Raw genomic sequence first — 19680 nt, forward strand, 5'->3', positions numbered from 1 at the left:
AGATCGGGTCGATGCGGAAGTGAGCCGGATGTGACAGGTACCGCCCCACCTCCGAGTGCCGGGCCGCCCGCTATCCCGCCCGCCATCCTGGCTCCCGGCGCGTTGCCACCGGGCACGACGATCGCCGGTCACCGGATCGATGTGGTGCTGCGCTCCGACGACCTCGGGATCACCTATCGCGCCACCCATCCCGCATATCCCGCACAACCGCTCGCACTGACCGTGATCGGCGCACCCTACGCCACCGATCCCGCCTTTCGTGGTCGGCTGCGGTCGGCCCTCACCGCCCTGGGCGGCATCGGAGATGACCGAATCGCCCCGGTCCTCGGTCACGGGGTCGTACCTGCGGCCGGAGCCGACCGACCCACTGGATCCGATGTGTCGTCGTGCTGGATCGCCACCCGTCATCCGCAGGCACCGACGGCGGCGGATGTGGCGCGCCGGAATCGTGGAATCCTCGATCCCGCTGTCGCCGTGCGCATCATCTCCGGTGCCGCCGACCGGCTCGACCATGCTCATCGACGAGGCATTCTGCACGGCAGCGTGTCTCCCGCGGTGATCACCGACGTCACCGGGCCGCCATCGTCGATCGGTCTCACCGGCTTCGGCACCGCCCTGGCGGCCCATCCCGGACTGCACCCGTCCGACGACATCGCCGCTCTGGCCCGCACCCTCAGCGTGTTGATCTCTGGCCCAACGGATTCGGCGGGCCGCTCCACCGCGCCGGTCCCGCCCGCCCTCGCCGCGGTGCTCGGCCGCGCACTCGGCCCCGACAACACCCATCGATTCCGTACCTGCGCCGAGTTCGCGCGCGCCGCCGAGCTCGCGCTGACGTTGTCCCCCAACGACGATCGCCGTCGGACCGAATCCGTCTTCTCCACGACCGATCACGACGAGCCGACCCGGAAGATCCACGCTCCGCGGATCTTCACCCCGCGGGGCCATCACGACCGTCCCACCGAACTCGTATCCGGCGCCGACCGGTCCGGCCACGACGTGCCCACGCCGACGCGCCGCGCACGTGCCGCCGACGCGCCCGGCCCACTCCGACGCGGCTTGGGTCAGCTGGTCGCCATCGCCCTCGTCGTCGGCGTCATCATCGGCGGATTGCTGTATGTCGATGCCCGCAACCCGCTGCCCGCCTGGTCCGACGCCGCGGATCCGATCGCACAGACCTTCACCGCGCTGTTACCCTCCCGCCCGCAGGACCGCGGCTGGCGGGACGCGACATGCACCGAAAATCGGTCGGGCACCATCGTCGGAATCACCTGCACCGACCGCGATCACGTCACCTTCGCCGTGTGGCGCACCCCGACCGCGGCCGGCCGCGCCTCGATCGTGCGCTCCCTCGCCGGCACCGGTCAGCCACATTCCTGGCCCGAGGGCGAGGTGCTGGTCGGATCGGATAAGGGCACCGCTGGATGGGTGACCACCAATTTCGACGACGCGAAGCGCGGCCCTTACACCGTGATCGCGACCTGGCCCGGCCATACCGGTGACGCGGTCCTCGACGACTGGTGGCAGCTCGCCCCCTTCGATCGCTGAGGCCGCCGACGGCCCGCGCTCCCCCGATGGTGGACGAGTGTGACGTCAGACGACGGACAGCCCGTCGATCTGCTCGGCGACCTCCAACGCCGTCGCCGGCCGCCGACCCGACAGCGCAAGACAACTCGAGATGAGGGATCGTTCATCGCGATTGAGGTTCTCCGACAAGGCCGGCGGGGTGGACAGTGCGGCCCGGATCGCAAGGAGCGGTTGGGTGTCGGGGATTTCCCCGTACACGCCGGTGTCGGTCAGTGCGCGATGGAGGCAGGCACCCAACGACCAGATGTCGGTTGCCCGCGACGGTACGTCTCCGGCCAGCAGCGCCGGGTCCATGTATTGCACGGCACCCGGCTGCGCGAAGCTGGTGATCGGTTCCTCGGCCGCCAGGACGCGGGCGAGCCCGAGATCGGAGATGCGGCCACCGGATTCGGTCACCATGATGCTCGACGGGGTGACATTCGCATGCGCGATACCCGCCTCGTGCAGCGCGTGCACCCCGCGTGCCGCGTCTGCCACCGCGCGCAATTTCTCCGCCCGGGCCAGCGCGCGGGCCGGTTCCGCCAGCGAACCGAGCGGGAAGTACTCCATCGCATACATGAACTGCCCTTGGAGCACCGCGTCGTACAGCGCGGCCAGATACGGGGATTCGACGGCCGCGAAGGCTCGCAGTTCCCGTACCCCGCGCCGGTAGGCGTCGTCACTGCACGTTCCGCTGAACACCTTCACCACCACCTTGTCGGTGTCGAGACCCAGTCGTTGGGGCGGTGTCGCAAGATAGAAGGTGCCGTTGCCACCGGCGCCCATCTTCGCCAGGACGGTGAAATCGGCCAGTTGACGCGGAACCTCTACCGTGGCCATATCAATGCCTTTCCGTCGGCGGGGTGATGCTGGAGACAGGTTGCCGGTCAGTCGATTCCGAAAGTCCGGAGGTAGCGTTACCGAAGAGCTGGGAGCAGCGTTCGCCCAGCGCTTCCTCGCTGGTGCCGGTGTGGTCGACGACCGTGATCGCGACCGGATGGGTCGCTTCGGCCCGATTCGCCACGTCACGGCGCACCGCCGATTCGACGAGCAGACCGTCGGTGTCCGAAGGAGTCCCAGGACCCTCGATCGTGACCTCTACCCCCGCCGCGGTGATCGCACCGAGGTCGGTGCGCAGCCGACGTTTGGACATACCCGTGCAGATCCGCAGGGGCGCACCCGCACCGAGGGCGATGCCGCCCGCGACGAGGATCGCGGTCCGGCCATTGCGGTCCTCACCGGCGACACAGGTCACCGTCACCTCACCGGAGGCTGCCCGCACCATCAGCTCCTCGTCGAATGTGACGGCGGGGGCGGCGGTAACCGCGTCCGCGACCTCCCGGTCCGCCGCGTCGACATAGATGAAGTCGGCCATCGCATTGATCGCCATCTCATCGAGATCGGCGGCCGGATCGGTGTTGAAGCGACACAACACCGAGACCGCACCGACGCCCGGAAGCCGGGCGCCCAGTCCGTTGAGCTTCTCCACCGCCGAGGCCATCGCCGCCAGATCCGGGATAACCGGGACCCCGACCTCCAACGTCTTCTCTTTCGCCGCCGCGGGCAGGATACCGGCCAGGACGACGTCGTAACCGCGTGCGGCGGCGACCATCAGCCGGTGCCGCACGAGCAGGTGGTCGACGTCGGCGTCCAGGTCGGTCACCACGAGCATCACGCGATTCTCGGTTCCGGCGGCAAGCGCGCGACGTTCGGCGGCGGCGATGTCGTTGGCGACCACCGTATCGGGATAGACAAGGCGCAGAAGGGGTTCGGTGAGGATGGTGGTGATGAGTGCCATCAGTACCATCATCGAGAACAGATCGGTCGTCAGTACGCCGAGCGTCAGACCGGCGTTCAGGATCACCAGTTCGGTGAGGCCGCGGGTATTCATCAACACGGCGATGGCCGCGCTCTGCCGACCGGGAATCGACGCGGAGCGGGCCCCGATATAGGCGCCGGCGAACTTGCCCGCGATCGCCACCAGCAGGATCAGCACCAGCTGCCACAGACCGGCCGGGCCGAGGTCACCCAGATGCACCGCGAATCCGGTCACCACGAAGAACATCGGCAGCAACAGCAGCACGCTGGCCTGTTCCAGCCGCTCCAGGATCTCCCGATGCAGTTGTTCGGCACCGACCTTGGGCATCATCGCGCCGAACAGGAACGCTCCGAAGATCTGGTGGATGCCGATCACGTCGGTGATGGTGGCCGAGGCGAACAGCCCGACCAGGATGACGGCGAGGATATCCGGCGTCATCCGGCCCGCGCGGCTGCGCCAGGCCACCAGACGCGCCAGCAGCGGCCGGATCACCCAGAACATGACCGCCGCATAGAGCAGCGAGAAGCCAACGATGCGAGCAACTTCCAGCGGACTACCGCCACTGATGATGGCGATGACGAAGGCCAGCAGCGTCCAGGCGACCACATCATCGATGGCGGCCGCGGCCAGGCTGAACACCCCGGGTACCGTCCGCATCATCCCCCGGTCGGTGAGGATCCGCGCCAGCACCGGGAAGGCGGTGATGGACATGGCGATTCCGAGGAAGAGCGCGAAGGCCAGAAAGCTGATCTGCTCCCCGTCGACGGTGTCGTGATACGAGTACAGGACGACGGCGAGGAGCGCGCCGAGCGCGAAGGGCGCCGCGATCGAGCACAGCGAGATCGACGCAGAGGCGCGTTCACGCCCCCTGGTCAGGCGCATGTCGAGCTCGAGGCCGACGATGAACATGAAGAGCACCAGGCCGATCTGGGCCAGCGCGTTCAGTTGCGGACGGACATCCATCGGGAACAGCCAGGTGTCGATGTCACCGGGAAACAGACCCAAGAGGCTGGGCCCCAGGGCGATCCCGACCGCGATCTCACCGACGACCGGCGGCTGACGCAACATCACCGCGATCCGGCCGCCGATGCGCGCGGCGGCGATGATGACGGCGACGTCGAGCAGCAGGAAGGTGATCATGTGCTTGTCCACGACGCGTCCTCTCCTCAGACCCGCGCGTGCGGTGATTCGAAGATGAAGTGCCGTCCGCCGATTCGCACATGGGACCCTGGGGCCAGCACGTGGGCACGACGTGCGGGCAGTCGTGTCTCGCCAGGGCCTACCTGCGGGTCGACGACGAAGGTTCCGTTGGCCGAACCGAGGTCGACGACCTGGACGGTCCACTCCACCAGCTGGATCTCGATGTGACGCCGCGACATCTGCCCCGATTCGTCCGGTACCTGGATCGGTCGTGGCGCGCCGGGCCCTCGCGGAGCGCCCGGCTCACGGCCGATCACCAGATTCTCGTCGAGCAGGTAGGTGGAACCGTTGTCGAGTAGCAGCCAGCCCAGCGGCGGGCGTTCCCCCTCGACCAGGATGCCGGTCAGCTGGTCCATCCGGATGCCGCAGACACCGCACAGCCACGACTGCGGATGATTGAGATGTCCCCGGGAACACCGGATTCCGTGGACATGTGCTCGGGCCTCGACTTTGACGACCTCGGTCGCGGGGCGCTGATGCTCCTGCATGGGCAGCGGCGCCCGCCCTTCGGGGGTCTCGGCTTCGGCTGCCCGCGCAGGCTTCCCGGGATGCCGCGGCGGCGGCGGAACCGGCGGACGGCGACCACCACGTGGCGGTTCGGAGGCCTGCTGGCCGGGCCGGGCACGTTCCGGCTCGGGAAGAGGCCGCCGCTCACCGGCATCGAGGGGCGAGGACACCTCGCCCGACGCCCGGCCGAGTGGCGTGGACCGAAAAGGTTGCGCGGACTCCGGCTCGACGTCCGGTCCGACGTCCGCCGACTCCCCGAGGTCGGGTGCCGCCGCACGGTGCCCGACCTCGTCGGATTCTGCGTCATGCGGCGGGCCCGCCTCGTCGGCCTCCTCGTCGTCGCCGAAGATGTCGGCGGCCGACATCTTCGCCGTCGAGGCCGGTGGCGCGTCCGACACCATGGCGCCGGAATCGTCGGCGGTGCTGGTGTCTACGCTGCTGTCCACGGCGGCCACTGCGTCGTGATCAGAAACTGCGTCGTGATCAGAAACTGCGTCGTGATCAGATTTGGCCACGTCCTCGGCCGGCACCGCGGCGCGGACCCGCCGCGGCGGCACGGCCATGTCGTGGATCTCGGTGCCACGCAGCCCCAATGGCGTGTGGAGCAGCGCACCCGCCGCCGGGACCACACCGTCCACGAGATCGAAGCGCTCGTCTCCCGGTTCAGCGGGCACCGTGTCAGCGAGATAGAGACCGAGTCCCTCGATCGGCCAGACGATCGCGCGGTCGAAGGGTTGATCGGCATCGGGCCGAATCCGTTCCCCGTCGGCCTCGGCGAAGACACGACCGGAGAGGTAGATCGCGATCCCGGCGCTATCGGGTGCCGCGAAGGCGATGTCGACGATCGTGTCGGCGGTCGCCACGAGTTCGGCCAGACGCCGGACCAGATGCCGCCCTCGCCGAGGTCCGCGGTCGGGTACCGCCACGGCCGCCTCAATCCCGTTCAGCTCGTCGAGCAACGCCGGGCCGACATTCGGTCCGACCACGGCCAGGAAGGTGGATCTGCGCAGCACGACACCCTCACCGGCCACCAGGGTCACCGTTGGGGTCACACTCGGAGCTTGCGGTCCGGTAGTCAAAAGAACCGACCTCCTTGGAATCGCCAGTGCGGAAACGGCACTCGCAGTGGACCGTTGACCACGATCCACACGAGCAGCCAGGTGGAGATGAACTGGATGCAGAAGACGAGCGGGGTCAGTTCGACATCGTCGGGGAGCACCGGCACGTACTTCAGGAACAACCAGACGGCGATACCCTCGTTGATCGCGGTGAGGAGACCGAACAGGGTGGGCCAGTCCTTCTCCCAGCGAAACTGCTGCAGCAAGTGATACAGGAACTCCCAGGCGATACCCAACACGATGACTGTGACGAGTACCGTGAACGCGACCTGATAACTGGTGGCGAGTGGGGCGTCGTCGGGCAGGAATGGCGCCAGGATGATCGTCCACAGGCCGCCGAGGATGCCGAGGACGAGAACACGGGTCTGGATGCGACCCCACAGGGTGGGCAACATGGATCAGTCCACCCCCTTGTGGTTGACCCAGCGCCACCATTGCCGGAACGACCGCATGGGGCCCAGCTTCTTACAGAAGCCTTGCCGGACAAGATCGTCGGCGATCTCCTGAGCGGCGATCTGTAGCCCGAGAAACGTATCGACTCCGGGGAAGTACCCACCGAGAGTGGCACTGCCGGACGCGTAGATCTTGCCGCCGCCGCTCCGTGTACCCCGAAGCTCGAAATCCCGCTCGACGTCCATTCGGCCGACCGGGTTGAGTCCCGCACCCGTGTGGTCGAGGAGATCGGCGAGAAGACGGTGTTCACGAACATCGGCTTCGAGCCCCGTGCAATCGATGACATAGTCGGCGAACAATTCGAAGGTGCCGTCCGGCCGCGGGGTCTGGGCGATCGGGGCGTGCGGATCGACTCGCACCGTCGTCATCACACCCTGACCACCGGGTGCGGGCACCAGACTCTCCGCCTTGCCCACGGCGACCTGATACCAGCCTTCGGCACGTCCACGGCGCAACTGCTCCTGCCAGTTGTCGCGCACCGGGGTGTTGGTGCCGCCCATCTCCTTGTACGCCGCAGCGCGTTCATGGCCTTCGAGTTTGCGCATCCGCTCCTTGAGCTGTCCGCCCCAGACCGACTTCGGATAGTTGAACCCTTGGTAGGCCCAACCGTCTTTCCCTTTGCGCCGCATGAAGATATGTGGCCCGTGACTCTTGTCCACATAGGTCCGGAACAGATGCACGATCTGGGTTTGCAGGCCAAGCCGATCCCGGTCGTCGATCAGCCTCTGCAAGACGCGGGAGGCCACGATCCCCGCGCCGCGAATCATCACCGTGCCCGGCTTGCGTTGCAGCGACTGGTAGATGTGCTCATGTGGTTCGTAGGCGTTGACGACCTTACTGGCGTCGCGATACTTCTCCCGGAATGCCTGCAGATCCGGCAGAAGTTTGATGCCCGGATAGCCGATCGCCACATGCACCCACTGGCTGCGGAAGGCCACCCGCTTGGTCGGCGCGCTGCCGGGTGTGGGGGTGAGGATGGTGAAATAGCCTCCGGCGGCGCGGCGCCGGATCATCCGGACCTGACCGCGGTGCAGACTCTGCAGATAGCCGATCCGCTGGCATTCCCGTTCCATCGACTCGAAGGCGTGACCTGCCTTCGGCGTGTAGAAGTTGGCGAACTCGGGCTCTACCAGCACATTCCACAGCGGGCCGAGCTTCTTCTCACGCCAGGCTTCGCGTACCGCATACGACGGGAAGCCCCAGATATTGTCCGGGGTCGACGCCGAATCCGACCGCAGCCGTTCGGTTCGCGGGATCTGCGACACCCGCGTCAGGTATTCATAACTGTGCCACGGCACATCCTGCGGGCCGAGAATCGCGATCCGATCGATCGGGACACCACTGATGCGCAGGTAGTCGACGGTGACGAAGGACCCGATGCCCGACCCGACGGTCACGAACGGGACGTCGACGATCGGGATCCCGGCACTCTCGACCATCTGGTCGGTCCAGAAGTCGGTGTTGATGAGTTCGTCGGTGAGGTCGCCCCCGCGCACCGGACCACCGGGGCCGGGAGTCCCCCGCCGTGGCGGCGGACCGCCGGGACCCGGGCGGGGCGGCACTCCGGGTGGCGGCCCCGGACGCCGTACCGGTGGCAACCGCACCGGATCCGATCCGGGGGCCGGCGCGATCCGCGTCGGCCGCTCGGGCGGGCGCGGCGCACTCATCGTCGAGTCCTGGGAACTGCGTGGAGCCCACGACCACACCTGCCGACGCCGCGAGGCCCAGACTGCTTGTGCCCGGCGGACTCAGCGCCGATCAGCATCGTTCCTCCAGGTGATTCCGGCAGCCTTCGACCGCCTCACCATAACCCGAAAATGCCCCGCCAGCAGGCACAACCGGTCAATCGGAGGACAGCCGATCAGCTTAGGTGCGCGTACTTTCTCCGGAACCGTTCGACTCGTCCGAGCGAGTCCATCACCCGGTCTCGTCCCGTCCAGAAGGGGTGCGACGCTGCCGAGACCTCGACGACGATCAACGGATACTCACCGCCGTCGCGCCACGTAGTCGTGGCCGAGGAGGTCGCGGTCGATCGGGTGAGGAACTCCTCACCGGTGACCGCATCCCGGAAGACCACCGGGTGATAGTCGGGATGGAGATCGGATTTCATGGTTGTTCCTTTCCTCGGAGACCGATGTCGGACTGGGTATCCCGGCCGATGCCACCGTCGCCGGGCGCGTCTGGCTCGAGATCGGTACAGGGATCGCGGTGAAACTCGCCGAACGGGTCGGGATAGCGTGCCCAGCGGTCGGCGCCAGCGGCGAGTTCGGTGTCATCGAGGCAGGCGTCGCGCAGCACCTGCTGGATATGCGTCGGGTCGGCGCGATCGACGAGCACGACCAGCGCCGAATGCCGGTCACCGTGCCCCGGGTCCCAGCGGAGTGCGGCCATCACCTGCCGGTCGGTGGGCAATCGCGCGATGTCGTCGTCGGACATCGCCGCCACCCACCGGTCGTCGACGTCGATTCGCAATGCGCCGCCGGCCGATTCCAGCCACATCATCCGATCCGGCCGAGTGGCCAGCCAGACCCGGCCGCGGGCGCGCACCACACCCTCGAGTAGCTCGTCGAGCGCCGCGTGCAGGCGCTGCGGATGGAAGGGTCGATCGGCGTGGAATTCGACGAGTTCCACACCGCAGTCGGCGCCGAGTTCGGGCTGTCGGGCCAGCAGCGATCCATGCCGGTCATCGGGGCGGCCCCGCCGCGCATCCGGGCCGATCGCCGCGAGCAGCGCCGAGATCCGCGGCGCGGTCATCGGCCGCTGCGGGAGCTCGATCATGATCGGCGCACCGGGGGCGAGGCGCGACAGTACCGCCATGGTCCGCGCGGACTGCCAGTGATCACGCACCGCAGGGTCCGCGGCAGCCACCACCAGCGCGTCGGCGAAAGCCACCTGCCCCACCGCCACCTGCGCAAGCGTCCGATCGTCGTCGAGGTCCGGCGTTGTCTCCCAGTCGCTTTGCCCTTCCCCGACGGCATCCCCGAACGGGTTACCGTCCGGGTCCCAGTCCTCCAGTCCGGCGAGCACACCGGATTCGGCCAGGGTGAGGTCACCGGTGGCCGACTCCAGCCAGTCCTCTTCGCGGATGCAGGCAAGTGTGGAATCGACGCGAACGTCGCGTCCGGCCGGGCCGTCGACGAAACCCGGCATCCCGGTGACGACGACCTCGTCGATCGCGGCACTCACCTCAGCCGGTTCCAGCGCCGGATCGAGGATCAGCACGATCCGGGCCACCTGCTCACGCCGGTGCAGTGCACGCAACAGCGGGAGCAGGTGGCCGCGCAGCGTGCAGGAGACGCAACCGTGGTCGAGCTCGACGCGAGTCACGCGGTACGACTCGACGCCGTCGGGTCCCACCGAGCGCACGGTCGCGATGACGATGCCCGCCCCGAGCAAGCGCAGATCGTGATGCACCAGCACGGTTCCGGGGGCGGCACACGCGTCGGCGACACGTCCGACCGCGCCGCGGTCGAAGCCGCACAGCAGGGTGACCGGAGTCCTGTTATTGGAAACAATTTCCATTTGCACGTCCGCCACGCTACCGTGGCAGGCGCATAAATGCGAATCATTGTCATTAAGGATCGAGGTTCCCGCCTCGGTGCCGCCGCTCACATCAGGAGGACTCCATGGCCGCACGCTGCCAGGTCACCGGTGCCACACCGGGATTCGGAAAGAAGGTGTCACACTCGCATCGGCGGACCTCCCGCCGATGGAATCCGAACATCCAACGCCGCCGCTTCTACCTGCCCGCGGAGGGACGCAGCATCACCCTCGACGTCAGCGTCCGCGGACTGCGCACCATCGACCGGCACGGCATCGAGGCCGTCGTCGCCCGACTGCGGGCACAGGGTCAGCGAATCTGATGGCGCGCAACGAACTTCGACCCATCGTCAAACTTCGATCCACCGCGGGCACCGGCTACACGTATGTGACTCGCAAGAACCGGCGCAACGACCCCGACCGGATGGTCCTGCGCAAATACGACCCCATTGCCCGACGTCACGTCGACTTCCGAGAGGACCGCTGATGGCGAAGAAGGCCAAGATCATCCGCAACGAACAGCGTCGAGCGCTCGTCGAGCGCTATGCCGAGCGCCGGGCCGGATATAAGCGGACCATCGCCGACCCGAGCTCGACTGCGGCCCAGCGCAGGCAGGCCCAGCGCGACCTGCAGGCACTCCCCCGCGACGCCAGTCCGACCCGCATACGCAACCGTGACGCGATCGACGGCCGGCCGCGCGGATACATCGGCAAAGCCGGGGTGTCACGCATCAGATTCCGCGAGCTCGCCCACCGCGGCGAGTTGCCGGGTATTCACAAATCCAGCTGGTGACCGTCGCCGTCCAGCACACGACCACTCCCGGAGAAGATCATGCCGAGCAAATCCTCACCCCGCCGTCGACCGATCGCCGAACCCGTTCGGCGCAAACGTCATCCGATCGCCGATGATCATCCGATCGACTACAAGGACATCGCCCTGTTGCGACAGTTCCTCACCGACCGCGGCAAGATCCGCAGTCGCCGGGTCACCGGACTGTCCCCGCAGCAGCAACGTCAGGTCGCCACCGCGATCCGCAATGCCCGCGAGATGGCCTTGCTGCCCTACGGTTCGGCGCGTTGAGCGACCACACTCGTCGCTACTCCGCGGTGCGCATATCGAGGCTGATCTCCTCGGCATCAAGCTGTTTGAGCTCACGGGTGAGCAGCGCGGAGGAATAGGTGCCGTCGCGACGCAACCTGATGAGGGTGTGCCGCTGGGCCGCGATGATCGCCTTGCGGGTATCGAGGAACTGGATGCGGTACTCGCGCGCCGATCCGACCGCCTCGTCGTCGGCGTCAGCCTCGCGCGCCATCTGCTCCAGCCGGCCACGAAGCCACGGAAAGCGTTTGATCGCATCGGATTCGGTCATCACTCGTTTGGCTGTCCGGTCGAGTTCGGTCCGCAGCCGGTCCCGTTCGGCCGCCAGGTCGTCGGAGTCCTCGGCCAACCGCAGCCGACGGATCAGCCAGGGCAAGGATCCCGACTGGATGAGTAGTGACGCCGCGGCCACGACGAAGGCGGTCAACACCAGCAACGACCGTGATCCGGTGGCCGCGGGCAGGGTCTGCGCGGCGGCCACGGTCACCACGCCGCGCATCCCAGCCCACACCACGAGCGTGCCCTCCTTGGGACCGATCGGGGTCGACAGGTAGTAGTTGATGTCCGCCACCCGACGTCGGATCCGCGCGCCGTAGATCCGGGCCGTCTCGGGCCCGACGTCGGACAGATCCGCGAATGTTCCGTCCTCACCCCGGCCCACCCGACCCCGTCGGCTCCGGATGCGCCGCCGGACGCGGCCGGCGGCATCGGGGTCCGGTGTCGGGTCCGATGCCGCGGCGTGGGCAGCGATGGTCTGACCCATCTCCCGCAGGTAGGGCAGCTTCGCCGAGTTCCGGCGGGCGATGCGGTTGATGCCCCACAGCAGCGGTGCCACATACAGCGCCCGGACCGTCATCGTCAGTGCCAGCGCGGCCAGGCCGATGATGACCGCCTTGTGCACGCCAGTGTGTTCGTTGTGCACGCTCACCAGCAGTCCCCACAGTTCCAACCCCATCAGCAGGAACACGCCGCCTTCCAGGATCAGCTCCACGGTGCGCCAGTTCTGGGTGTCGGACTGTCGATGCGCCGGCGTCAGGAACCGCGCCGCCCCCGCGCCGGTCACCAGCCCCGCGGTCACCGCCGCGACCAGACCCGACGCACCCAACTCCTCGGCGGGCAGGTAGGCGAGGAAGGGCACCGTGAACGAGATCGCGGTATTGACCGTCGCATCCGCGATGCGCGACCGAACCAGCAGATTCAGCACCCCGATGGCCCCGCCGATCGCCACCGCCACAACCACCGCGTAGGCGAAATCCACCGCGACCCCACCGAAGGAGACCCCGGTGGCAGTCGCGGCGACGGCCGCGCGCAGCAGGACGAGCGCGCTCGCATCGTTGAGCATGCTCTCGCCCTCGAGTACCGCCGTCACCCGCGCCGGTGCACCCATCTTCTTCGCGATCGACGTGGCAACCGCGTCGGTAGGGCTGACGATGGCGCCGAGCGCGATTCCCGTCGCGAGTCCGATGCCCGGGATCACCGCGTAGAAGAAGAATCCCAGCACCACCGCACTGATCACCACGAGTAGCACCGACAGCGCGCTGATCGCGACGAAGTCGCGGCGGAAGTCCATCGTCGGCATCGAGACGGCGGCGGCGTACAGCAGCGGCGGGAGTACTCCGATCAGGATCCACTCGGGGTCGACCTCGACCGTCGGCACGAACGGCAACACGCCCACGACGGCGCCGATCACGACGAGGACCAGGGCGGGGGCGACGCGCACCCGGGAAGCGAGGTCGTGCACCGCTGCGATGACCAGCACCGCAACCACGACCAGCAGAACCTTTTCCATCTGTCCATCATCGCCGGAGGACTGCCGGATCCCCGCAGAGATTCAGTGCCATCGTAGACCGTGACATTGAATGTTGACAAATAATTGGGTGCGGCCTAACTTTGATTCCACTGCCCCGTACGTGACAGGTGTCGCGATCGAGCGAGCAACAGCCGGCCAGCGAAGGAGGCCAGACGGCCATGACCCAGGTTGATCCCCGCACCACGACGCCCCATCCGGCCGGACGCCGAGCGCCGGCCGAGTATGTACCCGCAACCGACTCGGCCGACGACCGGCCGGACTACGGACAGGTCCTCGACGACCTGTCCGCCGCGTCAGTGGCCCGCAACTTCGACCCCTACCTCGACATCGATTGGGATGCGCCGCAGATGGCGGTCGTCGACGCCGATCCGCGTTGGATCCTGTCCTACGACGTCGACCCGATCGGACGCCACCCGTGGTATCAGTCGCTGCCGCAGGATCAGCAGATCGCGATCGGCATGTGGCGTCAGGCCAACGTCGCCAAGGTCGGCCTACAGTTCGAATCCATCCTGATCCGCGGACTGATGCAGTACAGCTTCGCGTTGGGCAACGGCGACAAGCGATTTCGCTATACGACGCATGAATCGAAAGAGGAGTGCAACCACACCCTGATGTTCCAGGAGCTGGTCAACCGGATCGGCGTGGACGTCCCCGGCGTCAAGAAGGGATACCGGCTGATCTCGCCGATCGTGCCATTGTTCTCCACCATCTTCCCGACGATCTTCTACTTCGGCGTACTCGGCGGCGAGGAACCGATCGATCATCTGCAGAAGGACTTCCTGCGCACCCGGTCGAACCTGCATCCGGCGATGGCCGCGGTCATGCAACTCCACGTCGCCGAGGAAGCCCGGCACATCTCGTTCGCACACCACCATCTCCGTGAGACGATCCCCCGCAAGAACGCGCTACAGCGCTTCGCGCTGTCCATCATGATGCCCATCACGATGCGCGTCCTGCTTGGTGCGATCATGGTGCCGCCCAGGCAATTCCGCCGTGAGTTCAACGTCCCCGACGCGGTCATGCGGGACATCTTCTGGCGGGCACCGCAGTCGCGTACTGTGCGACGCAATGTCTTCGGCGACGTCCGGATGCTCGCCGGCCAGTGCGGGCTGCTCAACCCGGCGTCCCGGCTGGTGTGGCGCGCACTCGGGATCTCCGGCCGCGCATCGCGGTTCCGCAGCGAACCCACCTACACGGCCGTCTGACCGGCCGCCGCCCCGAACAGTCCGAAAGCCCCCATGCCTCACGTCGTCACCCAGGCGTGCTGCGGCGATGCCTCCTGCGTCTTCGCATGCCCGGTCAACTGTATTCATCCGACTCCCGACGAACCCGATTTCGCCACCGCCGAGATGCTCTATGTCGATCCGTCGACGTGCGTCGACTGCGGTGCCTGCGTCAGCGCCTGCCCGGTCGGCGCGATCGTCCCCGACCATCGGCTCCCGGCCGGGCAGGAACGCTTCGTCGACCTCAACGCGCGCCATTACGCGGCCGCAGAAGCGCCGTCGACGAGCGACGCCGCATCGATGGCGGCCCGTTTCCCCGTCGACCATGTGCTCCGGCTGCCGCTCGCGCCTGCCGCACCTCCGTCTGCCTTGCGCGCAGGTACCTCCGTCGACGTCGGGATCGTCGGGTCGGGACCGTCCGCGATGTATGCCGCCGATGAATTGCTGCGTCACCCCCAGGTATCGGTGACCATCTATGAGCGGCTGGATCGGCCGTTCGGTCTCGCACGCTTCGGCGTCGCCCCCGATCACCTCTCGACCCGATCGGTGATGCGCCTCTTCGACGAGATCGCCCGTGACGCACGGCTGCGGATCCTGCTGAACACGGAGATCGGCCGTGACATCACCCTCGACGAGGTGCGACGTCGGCACGACGCCGTCATCTGGGCTGGTGGCGCACCGACCGACCGGCCGATCGAGATTCCCGGCACCGGCCTCGGCGGCGTGGCCTCCGCGACCAGCTTCGTCGGCTGGTACAACGATCATCCCGACTTCGCCGACCTCGACGTCGACCTGTCCACCGACCGCGCCGTGGTGATCGGCAACGGAAACGTCGCCCTCGATGTGGCCCGGATACTCGTCACCGACCCTGGCGAACTGGTCGCCACCACCATCGCACCGCGAGCCCTGGAAGTCCTGCGGCGATCAGAGATCGAGGAGGTGGTCGTCGTCGGCAGGCGCGGGCCGGCGGATGCGGCCTTCACCTTGCCGGAGCTGGTCGGCCTCGCCGATTCCGGGGTCCCGATCACCGTCGACGAGGCGGATCTCGCACCGGTCTTGCACCCCGACTCCGAGAGCCCCGGGGCGCCAGGAGTTCTCGATGACACCAGCCGAGCCAAGAACGCGGTGCTCCAGGAGATCGCGGCGCGTCGGACCCCCAGCGGTCGTCGAATCCGCTTGGCTTTCTGGGAATCTCCCGCGGAATTCACCGGCACCGGCCGAGTGTCGTCGGTCACCTTGCGTCGCAACCGGATCGGCGACGGACCGACGGGCATCGAAGAGACCGGACAGCACCGCGATCTGCCTGCCGGCCTGGTGTTGACCGCGGTCGGCTATCGGGGTGTCGCGGTGCCGGGCCTCCCCTTCGACGCCGCGACCGGTACCGTGCCGCATCGCACGGGCCGGGTAGTCGACGGTGATGCCCCGGTGCGCGGTGTCTATGTCACCGGCTGGATCAAACGCGGACCGTCGGGGTTCATCGGGACCAACAAATCCGATTCCGCCGAAACTGTCGCGGCACTCCTCGAGGATCTGTCGGGACGCTGACCGCCGTGCACCCGTCGGACTCCACACAGTGAACGAACCCCACCGATCTCTCGGTGGGGTTCGTTCATCTCGCGCGTGGTCGATCAGGCTTGTGCTGCGCGGCGCTGTCCACCGCGGCGAGCCGCGCCATCACCACCGCGGCGAGCCGCGCCATCACCACCGCGGCGAGCCGCGCTGCCCTGGCCGGACGGACGGCCGCCGGTGTGAGCGCCGCGACGGGCGCCCTCGCCGGTGCGGTGGGCGTTACCCTCACTGCTGCGGCGCGATGCGCCATCGGCACCGCGGCGAGCCGCGCCTTCGCCACCGCGGCGAGCCGCGCCATCACCACCGCGGCGAGCCGCGCCATCACCACCGCGGCGAGCCGCGCCATCACCACCGCGGCGTGCGCCGCTCTGGGCTCCGGCGCCGGGTCCGCGTCGTCGGGCGCCGGACGCGCCGCGCCCGGCACCGCCGCGACCACCGGCGGGGCGGGTGGTGCTGCCTGCGGCCGGCGCCGGACGGGGTTCGACACGTTCGGCGCGCTCACCGACGAGGTTGGTGACCGCCTCGTCACGCGGCCGGACCGCGGTCGGGGTCACGGTGATCTTGGCCTTGCGCAGGAGTTGTGCGACGTCACGCCGCTGCTCGGGCAGGCAGATGGTGACGACGTCACCGGCGCTGCCGGCTCGTGCGGTGCGACCCGAACGATGCAGGTACGCCTTGTGTTCGGCCGGCGGGTCGACGTGCACGACGAGTTCGATGTCGTCGACATGGACGCCGCGGGCGGCGACGTCGGTGGCCACCAGCACGCGCACCTCGCCTGCGCCGAACGCGCCGAGGTTGCGGTCACGCTGGGATTGGCTGAGGTTCCCGTGCAGGTCGACCGCCGGGATGCCGCCATCGGTGAGCTTGCGGGCCAGCTTTTTGGCCTGATGTTTGGTGCGGGTGAACAGGATTCGCCGTCCACGGCCGGAGGCCAGTTCGTTGACGAGATCGTTCTTCTCACCGGGACCGACCTCGAAGACGTGGTGGGTCATGGCGGCGACCGGCGAGTTCGCCTCGTCCACCGAATGCAGGGTGGGGTTGTCGAGGAACCGGCGGGCCAGTTTGTCCACGCCGTTGTCCAGGGTTGCCGAGAACAGCAGGCGCTGACCGTCGGCGGGAGTCGCGGCGAGCAGTCGGGTGACGACCGGCAGGAAGCCGAGATCGGCCATGTGGTCGGCCTCGTCGATGACGGTGATCTCGACGTCGTCGAGTCGCACGATGCCCTGCCGCATCAGGTCTTCCAGGCGACCGGGGCATGCGACGACGATGTCGACGCCGCGCGCGAAGGCCTTTTCCTGACGCGCCTGCTTGACCCCACCGAACACGGTGGTGACGTTGAGACCGACGGCTGCGGCCAGCGGTTCGATGACGCGGGCGATCTGGGTGGCCAGCTCACGCGTCGGCGCCAGCACGAGGCCCGTCGGGGCACCCTTCTTGCGCTTGACGTCGAGTTCGTACAGACCGGCGACGAGCGGAATGGAGAAGGCCAGGGTTTTGCCTGAGCCGGTCTTGCCGCGGCCGAGGACGTCCTTGCCGTCGAGGGTGTCGCCGAGGGTATCGGCCTGAATCGGGAATGCTTCTGTTTTTCCTTCGGCGGCAAGAACTTTCACAAGTTCTGCAGGCACGCCAAGGGATTCGAATGTAGTCAAGGTGACGCTTTCTGTGCAGGCATGCCCGAGGCGCGGCACAAGCCGGCCGCCAAAGGATGCCGGGTGGCGAACACGCGAGTGCGCGGGTCCGTTCGCCGTACGAATCGAATGGCAGGCGGCCGCGCGGAATCCGATGGGATCCTCGCCGGGGGCTCCGTCTGCGCGATAAGCGTTCTACGACGCGTTGACGTCGCCAGGTGGGCGCGTCACTGTCGACCAGGCTACGCGGCGCAGGGGTGGACAGGCCAATTCTGTGATGCACATCGCGCCGACCGTGGCGCAGGCAGGGGTCAGAACGCCTCGCTGATCAGCAGGGCGACGGTGCCGGGCTCCAGCGCGTCGAAGACGTGCTCGGCGTCGCCCGCGTAGCGGATGTAGTCCCCGGGGCCGAGTTCGACAGCCTCGTCGGGCGGACCGACACGTGCGCGTCCCGCGGTGATCACCACATGCTCGACAATGCCTCGGGAGTGCGGTGCGGAGATTCGCGGTTTCCCCGGTTCGGCCCGGATCAGGTAGAGGTCGCGGCGTGAGCCCGGACTCGCCGTCGACAGCAGCGCCGTCGAATAGTCGGCGTTGGCGGCCGGGATGACCGCGCCGCCGCCGAACCGGACCACTTCGACCCGCGGCGTTGGCGCATCCAGCAGCGCGGAGAACTGCACGCCGAGCGCGGTGGACAGCGCCCACAGGGTCTCCACGCTGGGGTTACCGTCGCCGGACTCCAGTTGCGACAGGGTCGACTTGCCGATGCCCGCACGGCGGGCCAGTTCGGCGATCGACAGCCCGACGCGCGTGCGCTCCCGCTTCAGCGAGGCCGCGACCAGTTCCTTCGGATTCGGCGCCGCACCGTTCGGCGCCGCACCGTTCGGCACCGCATCGTTCGGCACCGCAGCGTTCACTCTGCCGGACGATCGTCCATCTTGACGAACACTCTCCATAGGTCCACTATAGTGGCCATGCGTTCGGCATGGCAGACATTGGATGGCGCGACACTGCGCGCCCTGGCGATCATGAGCGCCTCCGTGCTCGTGATCGGTTTGTCCTATGGCGTCGTCGCGCACAGTGCCGGACTCGATTGGTGGCAGATCGTCGGCATCGCGACCCTCGTCCTCGCCGGTTCCTCGGAGTTCGTCTTCGTCGGCATCCTGGCCGCGGGCGGCTCACCGATCGTCGGCGCACTCGCCGGAGTCCTGGTCAACACTCGCAATTTCGGCTATGGCCTGGCGGTCGGCAAACACCTGCGGCGCGGCCCGGCGATGCTGGTCAGCGCGCATCTCATCAATGACGAGACGGCCGCGGTGACCACCGCCGAAGCCGATCCGCGTCGTGCCCGTGCCGCCTTCCTGCTGTGCGGCGTCGGCGTCTTGCTGGCCTGGCCGACCGGCGCGGCCCTCGGTGCACTGCTCGGGGGACTGGTCGCCGACCCGGCGGTCCTCGGACTCGACGCCGCGTTCCCGGCATTACTCGCCGCACTGGCCATCCCGGCCCTGCGCGACCGGCGGACCGGCGCCGCGGCTCTGATCGGCGGCGTTCTCGCGGTCGCGCTGACTCCATTCCTCCCGGCCGGCCTCCCGGTCGTCGGGGCCCTGGCCGGCTTCGCCGCGGTCGAGGCCTACCACCGCATCGGCTCCCACGGCCACCCGGAGACGCCGGCGGTGACCACCGAGGACAAGGCCGTCACCAGCGAGAACACCCTGACCGCAGCCCCGGAGGTGACCCGATGAATCCCGCACTCGACCTGGCCGTCGGGGTGTCCATCCTGATCGTCGGCACCTATCTGATCCGGCTCGCCGGCCCAGCTCTGCGCAGTCGGCTCACCGTGTCGCCCATTACCGAACGGATTCTCGACCGCGCCGCGATCACCCTGCTCGTCGGGGTCGCACTGACCGGCGCACTGTTCGTCGGGGACGACCTGAGCGGCTGGGCGCGCCCGGCCGGGGTGAGCGTCGGGGTCATCGCCGCCCTCGCCAAGGCCCCACTCGCGGTGGTCGTCATCCTCGCCGCGGCCACCGCCGCCGGATTGCGCGCACTCGGCGTCGCCTAGCGGTTCGGTCTGGCAGCAGAACGCTCCGAGCACCCCGAGGAGGCGCTCTCCGACTCCGGCGCGTCTTGCGCCCGCACCCCCGACCGACCA

Annotated in this window: 19 protein-coding genes; 9 read left to right on the forward strand and 10 right to left on the reverse strand. The window is 68.1% G+C overall.

The features are described 5' to 3' along the window. Positions 1-30 precede the first annotated feature (30 nt). Positions 31-1545 carry a serine/threonine-protein kinase gene (locus QSJ18_RS15990; RefSeq protein ID WP_286327569.1) on the forward strand — a complete coding sequence of 505 codons (1515 nt, stop codon included), beginning with the start codon at positions 31-33 and terminating at the stop codon, positions 1543-1545. Between the two features lie 45 nt (positions 1546-1590). Here the strand turns inward: QSJ18_RS15990 and QSJ18_RS15995 are convergent, their stop codons facing one another. The 7 genes from QSJ18_RS15995 to QSJ18_RS16025 all read right to left on the reverse strand — a co-directional run bounded on the left by QSJ18_RS15995 (position 1591) and on the right by QSJ18_RS16025 (position 10182). Beyond that, positions 1591-2403 carry a protein kinase domain-containing protein gene (locus QSJ18_RS15995; protein WP_286327570.1) on the reverse strand — a complete coding sequence of 271 codons (813 nt, stop codon included), beginning with the start codon at positions 2401-2403 and terminating at the stop codon, positions 1591-1593. A 1-nt stretch (position 2404) separates the two neighbouring features. Further along, the gene (locus QSJ18_RS16000; RefSeq protein WP_286327571.1) at positions 2405-4534 is read right to left on the reverse strand and encodes a cation:proton antiporter; all 2130 of its coding nucleotides are present in this window, start codon (positions 4532-4534) and stop codon (positions 2405-2407) included. A gap of 14 nt (positions 4535-4548) precedes the next feature. Further along, entirely contained in the window at positions 4549-6168 is a 1620-nt protein-coding gene (locus QSJ18_RS16005) for an FHA domain-containing protein (RefSeq protein ID WP_462476097.1), read from the reverse strand. Beyond that, complete coding sequence (locus QSJ18_RS16010; RefSeq protein ID WP_286327573.1) at positions 6165-6602, reverse strand: hypothetical protein; 438 nt, start codon at positions 6600-6602, stop codon at positions 6165-6167. The genes QSJ18_RS16005 and QSJ18_RS16010 overlap by 4 nt, the downstream gene beginning before the upstream one ends. Positions 6603-6605: 3 nt before the next feature. Next, a complete protein-coding gene (locus QSJ18_RS16015; protein WP_286327574.1) occupies positions 6606-8327 on the reverse strand; it encodes an FAD/NAD(P)-binding protein in 1722 nt (573 codons plus the stop codon). Positions 8328-8521: 194 nt separating this feature from the next. Continuing rightward, positions 8522-8770 carry a type B 50S ribosomal protein L31 gene (locus QSJ18_RS16020; protein ID WP_286327575.1) on the reverse strand — a complete coding sequence of 83 codons (249 nt, stop codon included), beginning with the start codon at positions 8768-8770 and terminating at the stop codon, positions 8522-8524. Next, positions 8767-10182 carry a GTP-binding protein gene (locus QSJ18_RS16025; RefSeq protein WP_286327577.1) on the reverse strand — a complete coding sequence of 472 codons (1416 nt, stop codon included), beginning with the start codon at positions 10180-10182 and terminating at the stop codon, positions 8767-8769. The genes QSJ18_RS16020 and QSJ18_RS16025 overlap by 4 nt, the downstream gene beginning before the upstream one ends. A 104-nt stretch (positions 10183-10286) precedes the next feature. Between QSJ18_RS16025 and rpmB the strand changes: the two genes are divergently transcribed. The 4 genes from rpmB to rpsR are packed head-to-tail and all read left to right on the forward strand — an operon-like array spanning position 10287 to position 11280. Continuing rightward, entirely contained in the window at positions 10287-10523 is a 237-nt protein-coding gene (rpmB, locus tag QSJ18_RS16030; protein WP_286327578.1) for a 50S ribosomal protein L28, read from the forward strand. Beyond that, positions 10523-10687, forward strand: coding sequence for a 50S ribosomal protein L33 (gene rpmG / locus QSJ18_RS16035; RefSeq protein WP_286327579.1), 165 nt, complete (start codon positions 10523-10525; stop codon positions 10685-10687). The genes rpmB and rpmG overlap by 1 nt, the downstream gene beginning before the upstream one ends. After that, a complete protein-coding gene (rpsN, locus tag QSJ18_RS16040) occupies positions 10687-10992 on the forward strand; it encodes a 30S ribosomal protein S14 (protein ID WP_286327580.1) in 306 nt (101 codons plus the stop codon). The genes rpmG and rpsN overlap by 1 nt, the downstream gene beginning before the upstream one ends. A gap of 39 nt (positions 10993-11031) precedes the next feature. Further along, positions 11032-11280 carry a 30S ribosomal protein S18 gene (rpsR, locus tag QSJ18_RS16045; protein ID WP_286327581.1) on the forward strand — a complete coding sequence of 83 codons (249 nt, stop codon included), beginning with the start codon at positions 11032-11034 and terminating at the stop codon, positions 11278-11280. Positions 11281-11296: 16 nt separating this feature from the next. Here the strand turns inward: rpsR and QSJ18_RS16050 are convergent, their stop codons facing one another. Next, positions 11297-13087 carry a cation:proton antiporter gene (locus QSJ18_RS16050; protein WP_286327582.1) on the reverse strand — a complete coding sequence of 597 codons (1791 nt, stop codon included), beginning with the start codon at positions 13085-13087 and terminating at the stop codon, positions 11297-11299. Between the two features lie 179 nt (positions 13088-13266). Here QSJ18_RS16050 and QSJ18_RS16055 point away from each other — a divergent pair, with 179 nt between their 5' ends. Beyond that, a complete protein-coding gene (locus tag QSJ18_RS16055) occupies positions 13267-14313 on the forward strand; it encodes an AurF N-oxygenase family protein (protein ID WP_286327583.1) in 1047 nt (348 codons plus the stop codon). A gap of 33 nt (positions 14314-14346) precedes the next feature. Continuing rightward, positions 14347-15876: a 4Fe-4S binding protein gene (locus QSJ18_RS16060; RefSeq protein WP_286327585.1), complete on the forward strand. Its 1530-nt coding sequence runs from the start codon at positions 14347-14349 to the stop codon at positions 15874-15876. An 83-nt stretch (positions 15877-15959) separates the two neighbouring features. On the opposite strand, the gene QSJ18_RS16065 is transcribed toward QSJ18_RS16060, so the two are convergent. After that, entirely contained in the window at positions 15960-17549 is a 1590-nt protein-coding gene (locus QSJ18_RS16065) for a DEAD/DEAH box helicase (RefSeq protein ID WP_286327586.1), read from the reverse strand. Positions 17550-17839: 290 nt separating this feature from the next. After that, a complete protein-coding gene (locus tag QSJ18_RS16070; RefSeq protein ID WP_286327587.1) occupies positions 17840-18445 on the reverse strand; it encodes a helix-turn-helix domain-containing protein in 606 nt (201 codons plus the stop codon). A 57-nt stretch (positions 18446-18502) separates the two neighbouring features. On the opposite strand from QSJ18_RS16070, the gene QSJ18_RS16075 reads away from it, so the two are divergent. Further along, positions 18503-19270 (forward strand): AzlC family ABC transporter permease, encoded by a 768-nt coding sequence (locus QSJ18_RS16075; protein ID WP_286327588.1) that lies wholly within the window; start codon positions 18503-18505, stop codon positions 19268-19270. Further along, positions 19267-19590, forward strand: coding sequence for an AzlD domain-containing protein (locus QSJ18_RS16080; RefSeq protein WP_286327589.1), 324 nt, complete (start codon positions 19267-19269; stop codon positions 19588-19590). Before QSJ18_RS16075 ends, QSJ18_RS16080 begins: the two co-directional genes overlap by 4 nt. The last annotated feature ends 90 nt before the right edge of the window (positions 19591-19680 follow it).

Origin of the sequence: Gordonia heveisoli, assembly GCF_030315745.1 — a bacterium.
GTDB lineage: Bacteria > Actinomycetota > Actinomycetes > Mycobacteriales > Mycobacteriaceae > Gordonia.

Bases quoted from the DNA above. Each gene is read 5' to 3' on its own strand.
- QSJ18_RS16080 (WP_286327589.1), top strand. From the start codon at position 19,267: ATGAATCCCGCACTCGACCTGGCCGTCGGGGTGTCCATCCTGATCGTC.
- rpsN (WP_286327580.1), top strand. From the start codon at position 10,687: ATGGCGAAGAAGGCCAAGATCATCCGCAACGAACAGCGTCGAGCGCTC.
- QSJ18_RS16075 (WP_286327588.1), top strand. From the start codon at position 18,503: ATGCGTTCGGCATGGCAGACATTGGATGGCGCGACACTGCGCGCCCTG.
- QSJ18_RS16055 (WP_286327583.1), top strand. From the start codon at position 13,267: ATGACCCAGGTTGATCCCCGCACCACGACGCCCCATCCGGCCGGACGC.
- QSJ18_RS16060 (WP_286327585.1), top strand. From the start codon at position 14,347: ATGCCTCACGTCGTCACCCAGGCGTGCTGCGGCGATGCCTCCTGCGTC.
- rpsR (WP_286327581.1), top strand. From the start codon at position 11,032: ATGCCGAGCAAATCCTCACCCCGCCGTCGACCGATCGCCGAACCCGTT.
- QSJ18_RS16015 (WP_286327574.1), bottom strand. From the start codon at position 8,327: ATGAGTGCGCCGCGCCCGCCCGAGCGGCCGACGCGGATCGCGCCGGCC.
- rpmB (WP_286327578.1), top strand. From the start codon at position 10,287: ATGGCCGCACGCTGCCAGGTCACCGGTGCCACACCGGGATTCGGAAAG.
- QSJ18_RS16050 (WP_286327582.1), bottom strand. From the start codon at position 13,087: ATGGAAAAGGTTCTGCTGGTCGTGGTTGCGGTGCTGGTCATCGCAGCG.
- QSJ18_RS15995 (WP_286327570.1), bottom strand. From the start codon at position 2,403: ATGGCCACGGTAGAGGTTCCGCGTCAACTGGCCGATTTCACCGTCCTG.
- QSJ18_RS16020 (WP_286327575.1), bottom strand. From the start codon at position 8,770: ATGAAATCCGATCTCCATCCCGACTATCACCCGGTGGTCTTCCGGGAT.
- QSJ18_RS16010 (WP_286327573.1), bottom strand. From the start codon at position 6,602: ATGTTGCCCACCCTGTGGGGTCGCATCCAGACCCGTGTTCTCGTCCTC.
- rpmG (WP_286327579.1), top strand. From the start codon at position 10,523: ATGGCGCGCAACGAACTTCGACCCATCGTCAAACTTCGATCCACCGCG.
- QSJ18_RS16025 (WP_286327577.1), bottom strand. From the start codon at position 10,182: ATGGAAATTGTTTCCAATAACAGGACTCCGGTCACCCTGCTGTGCGGC.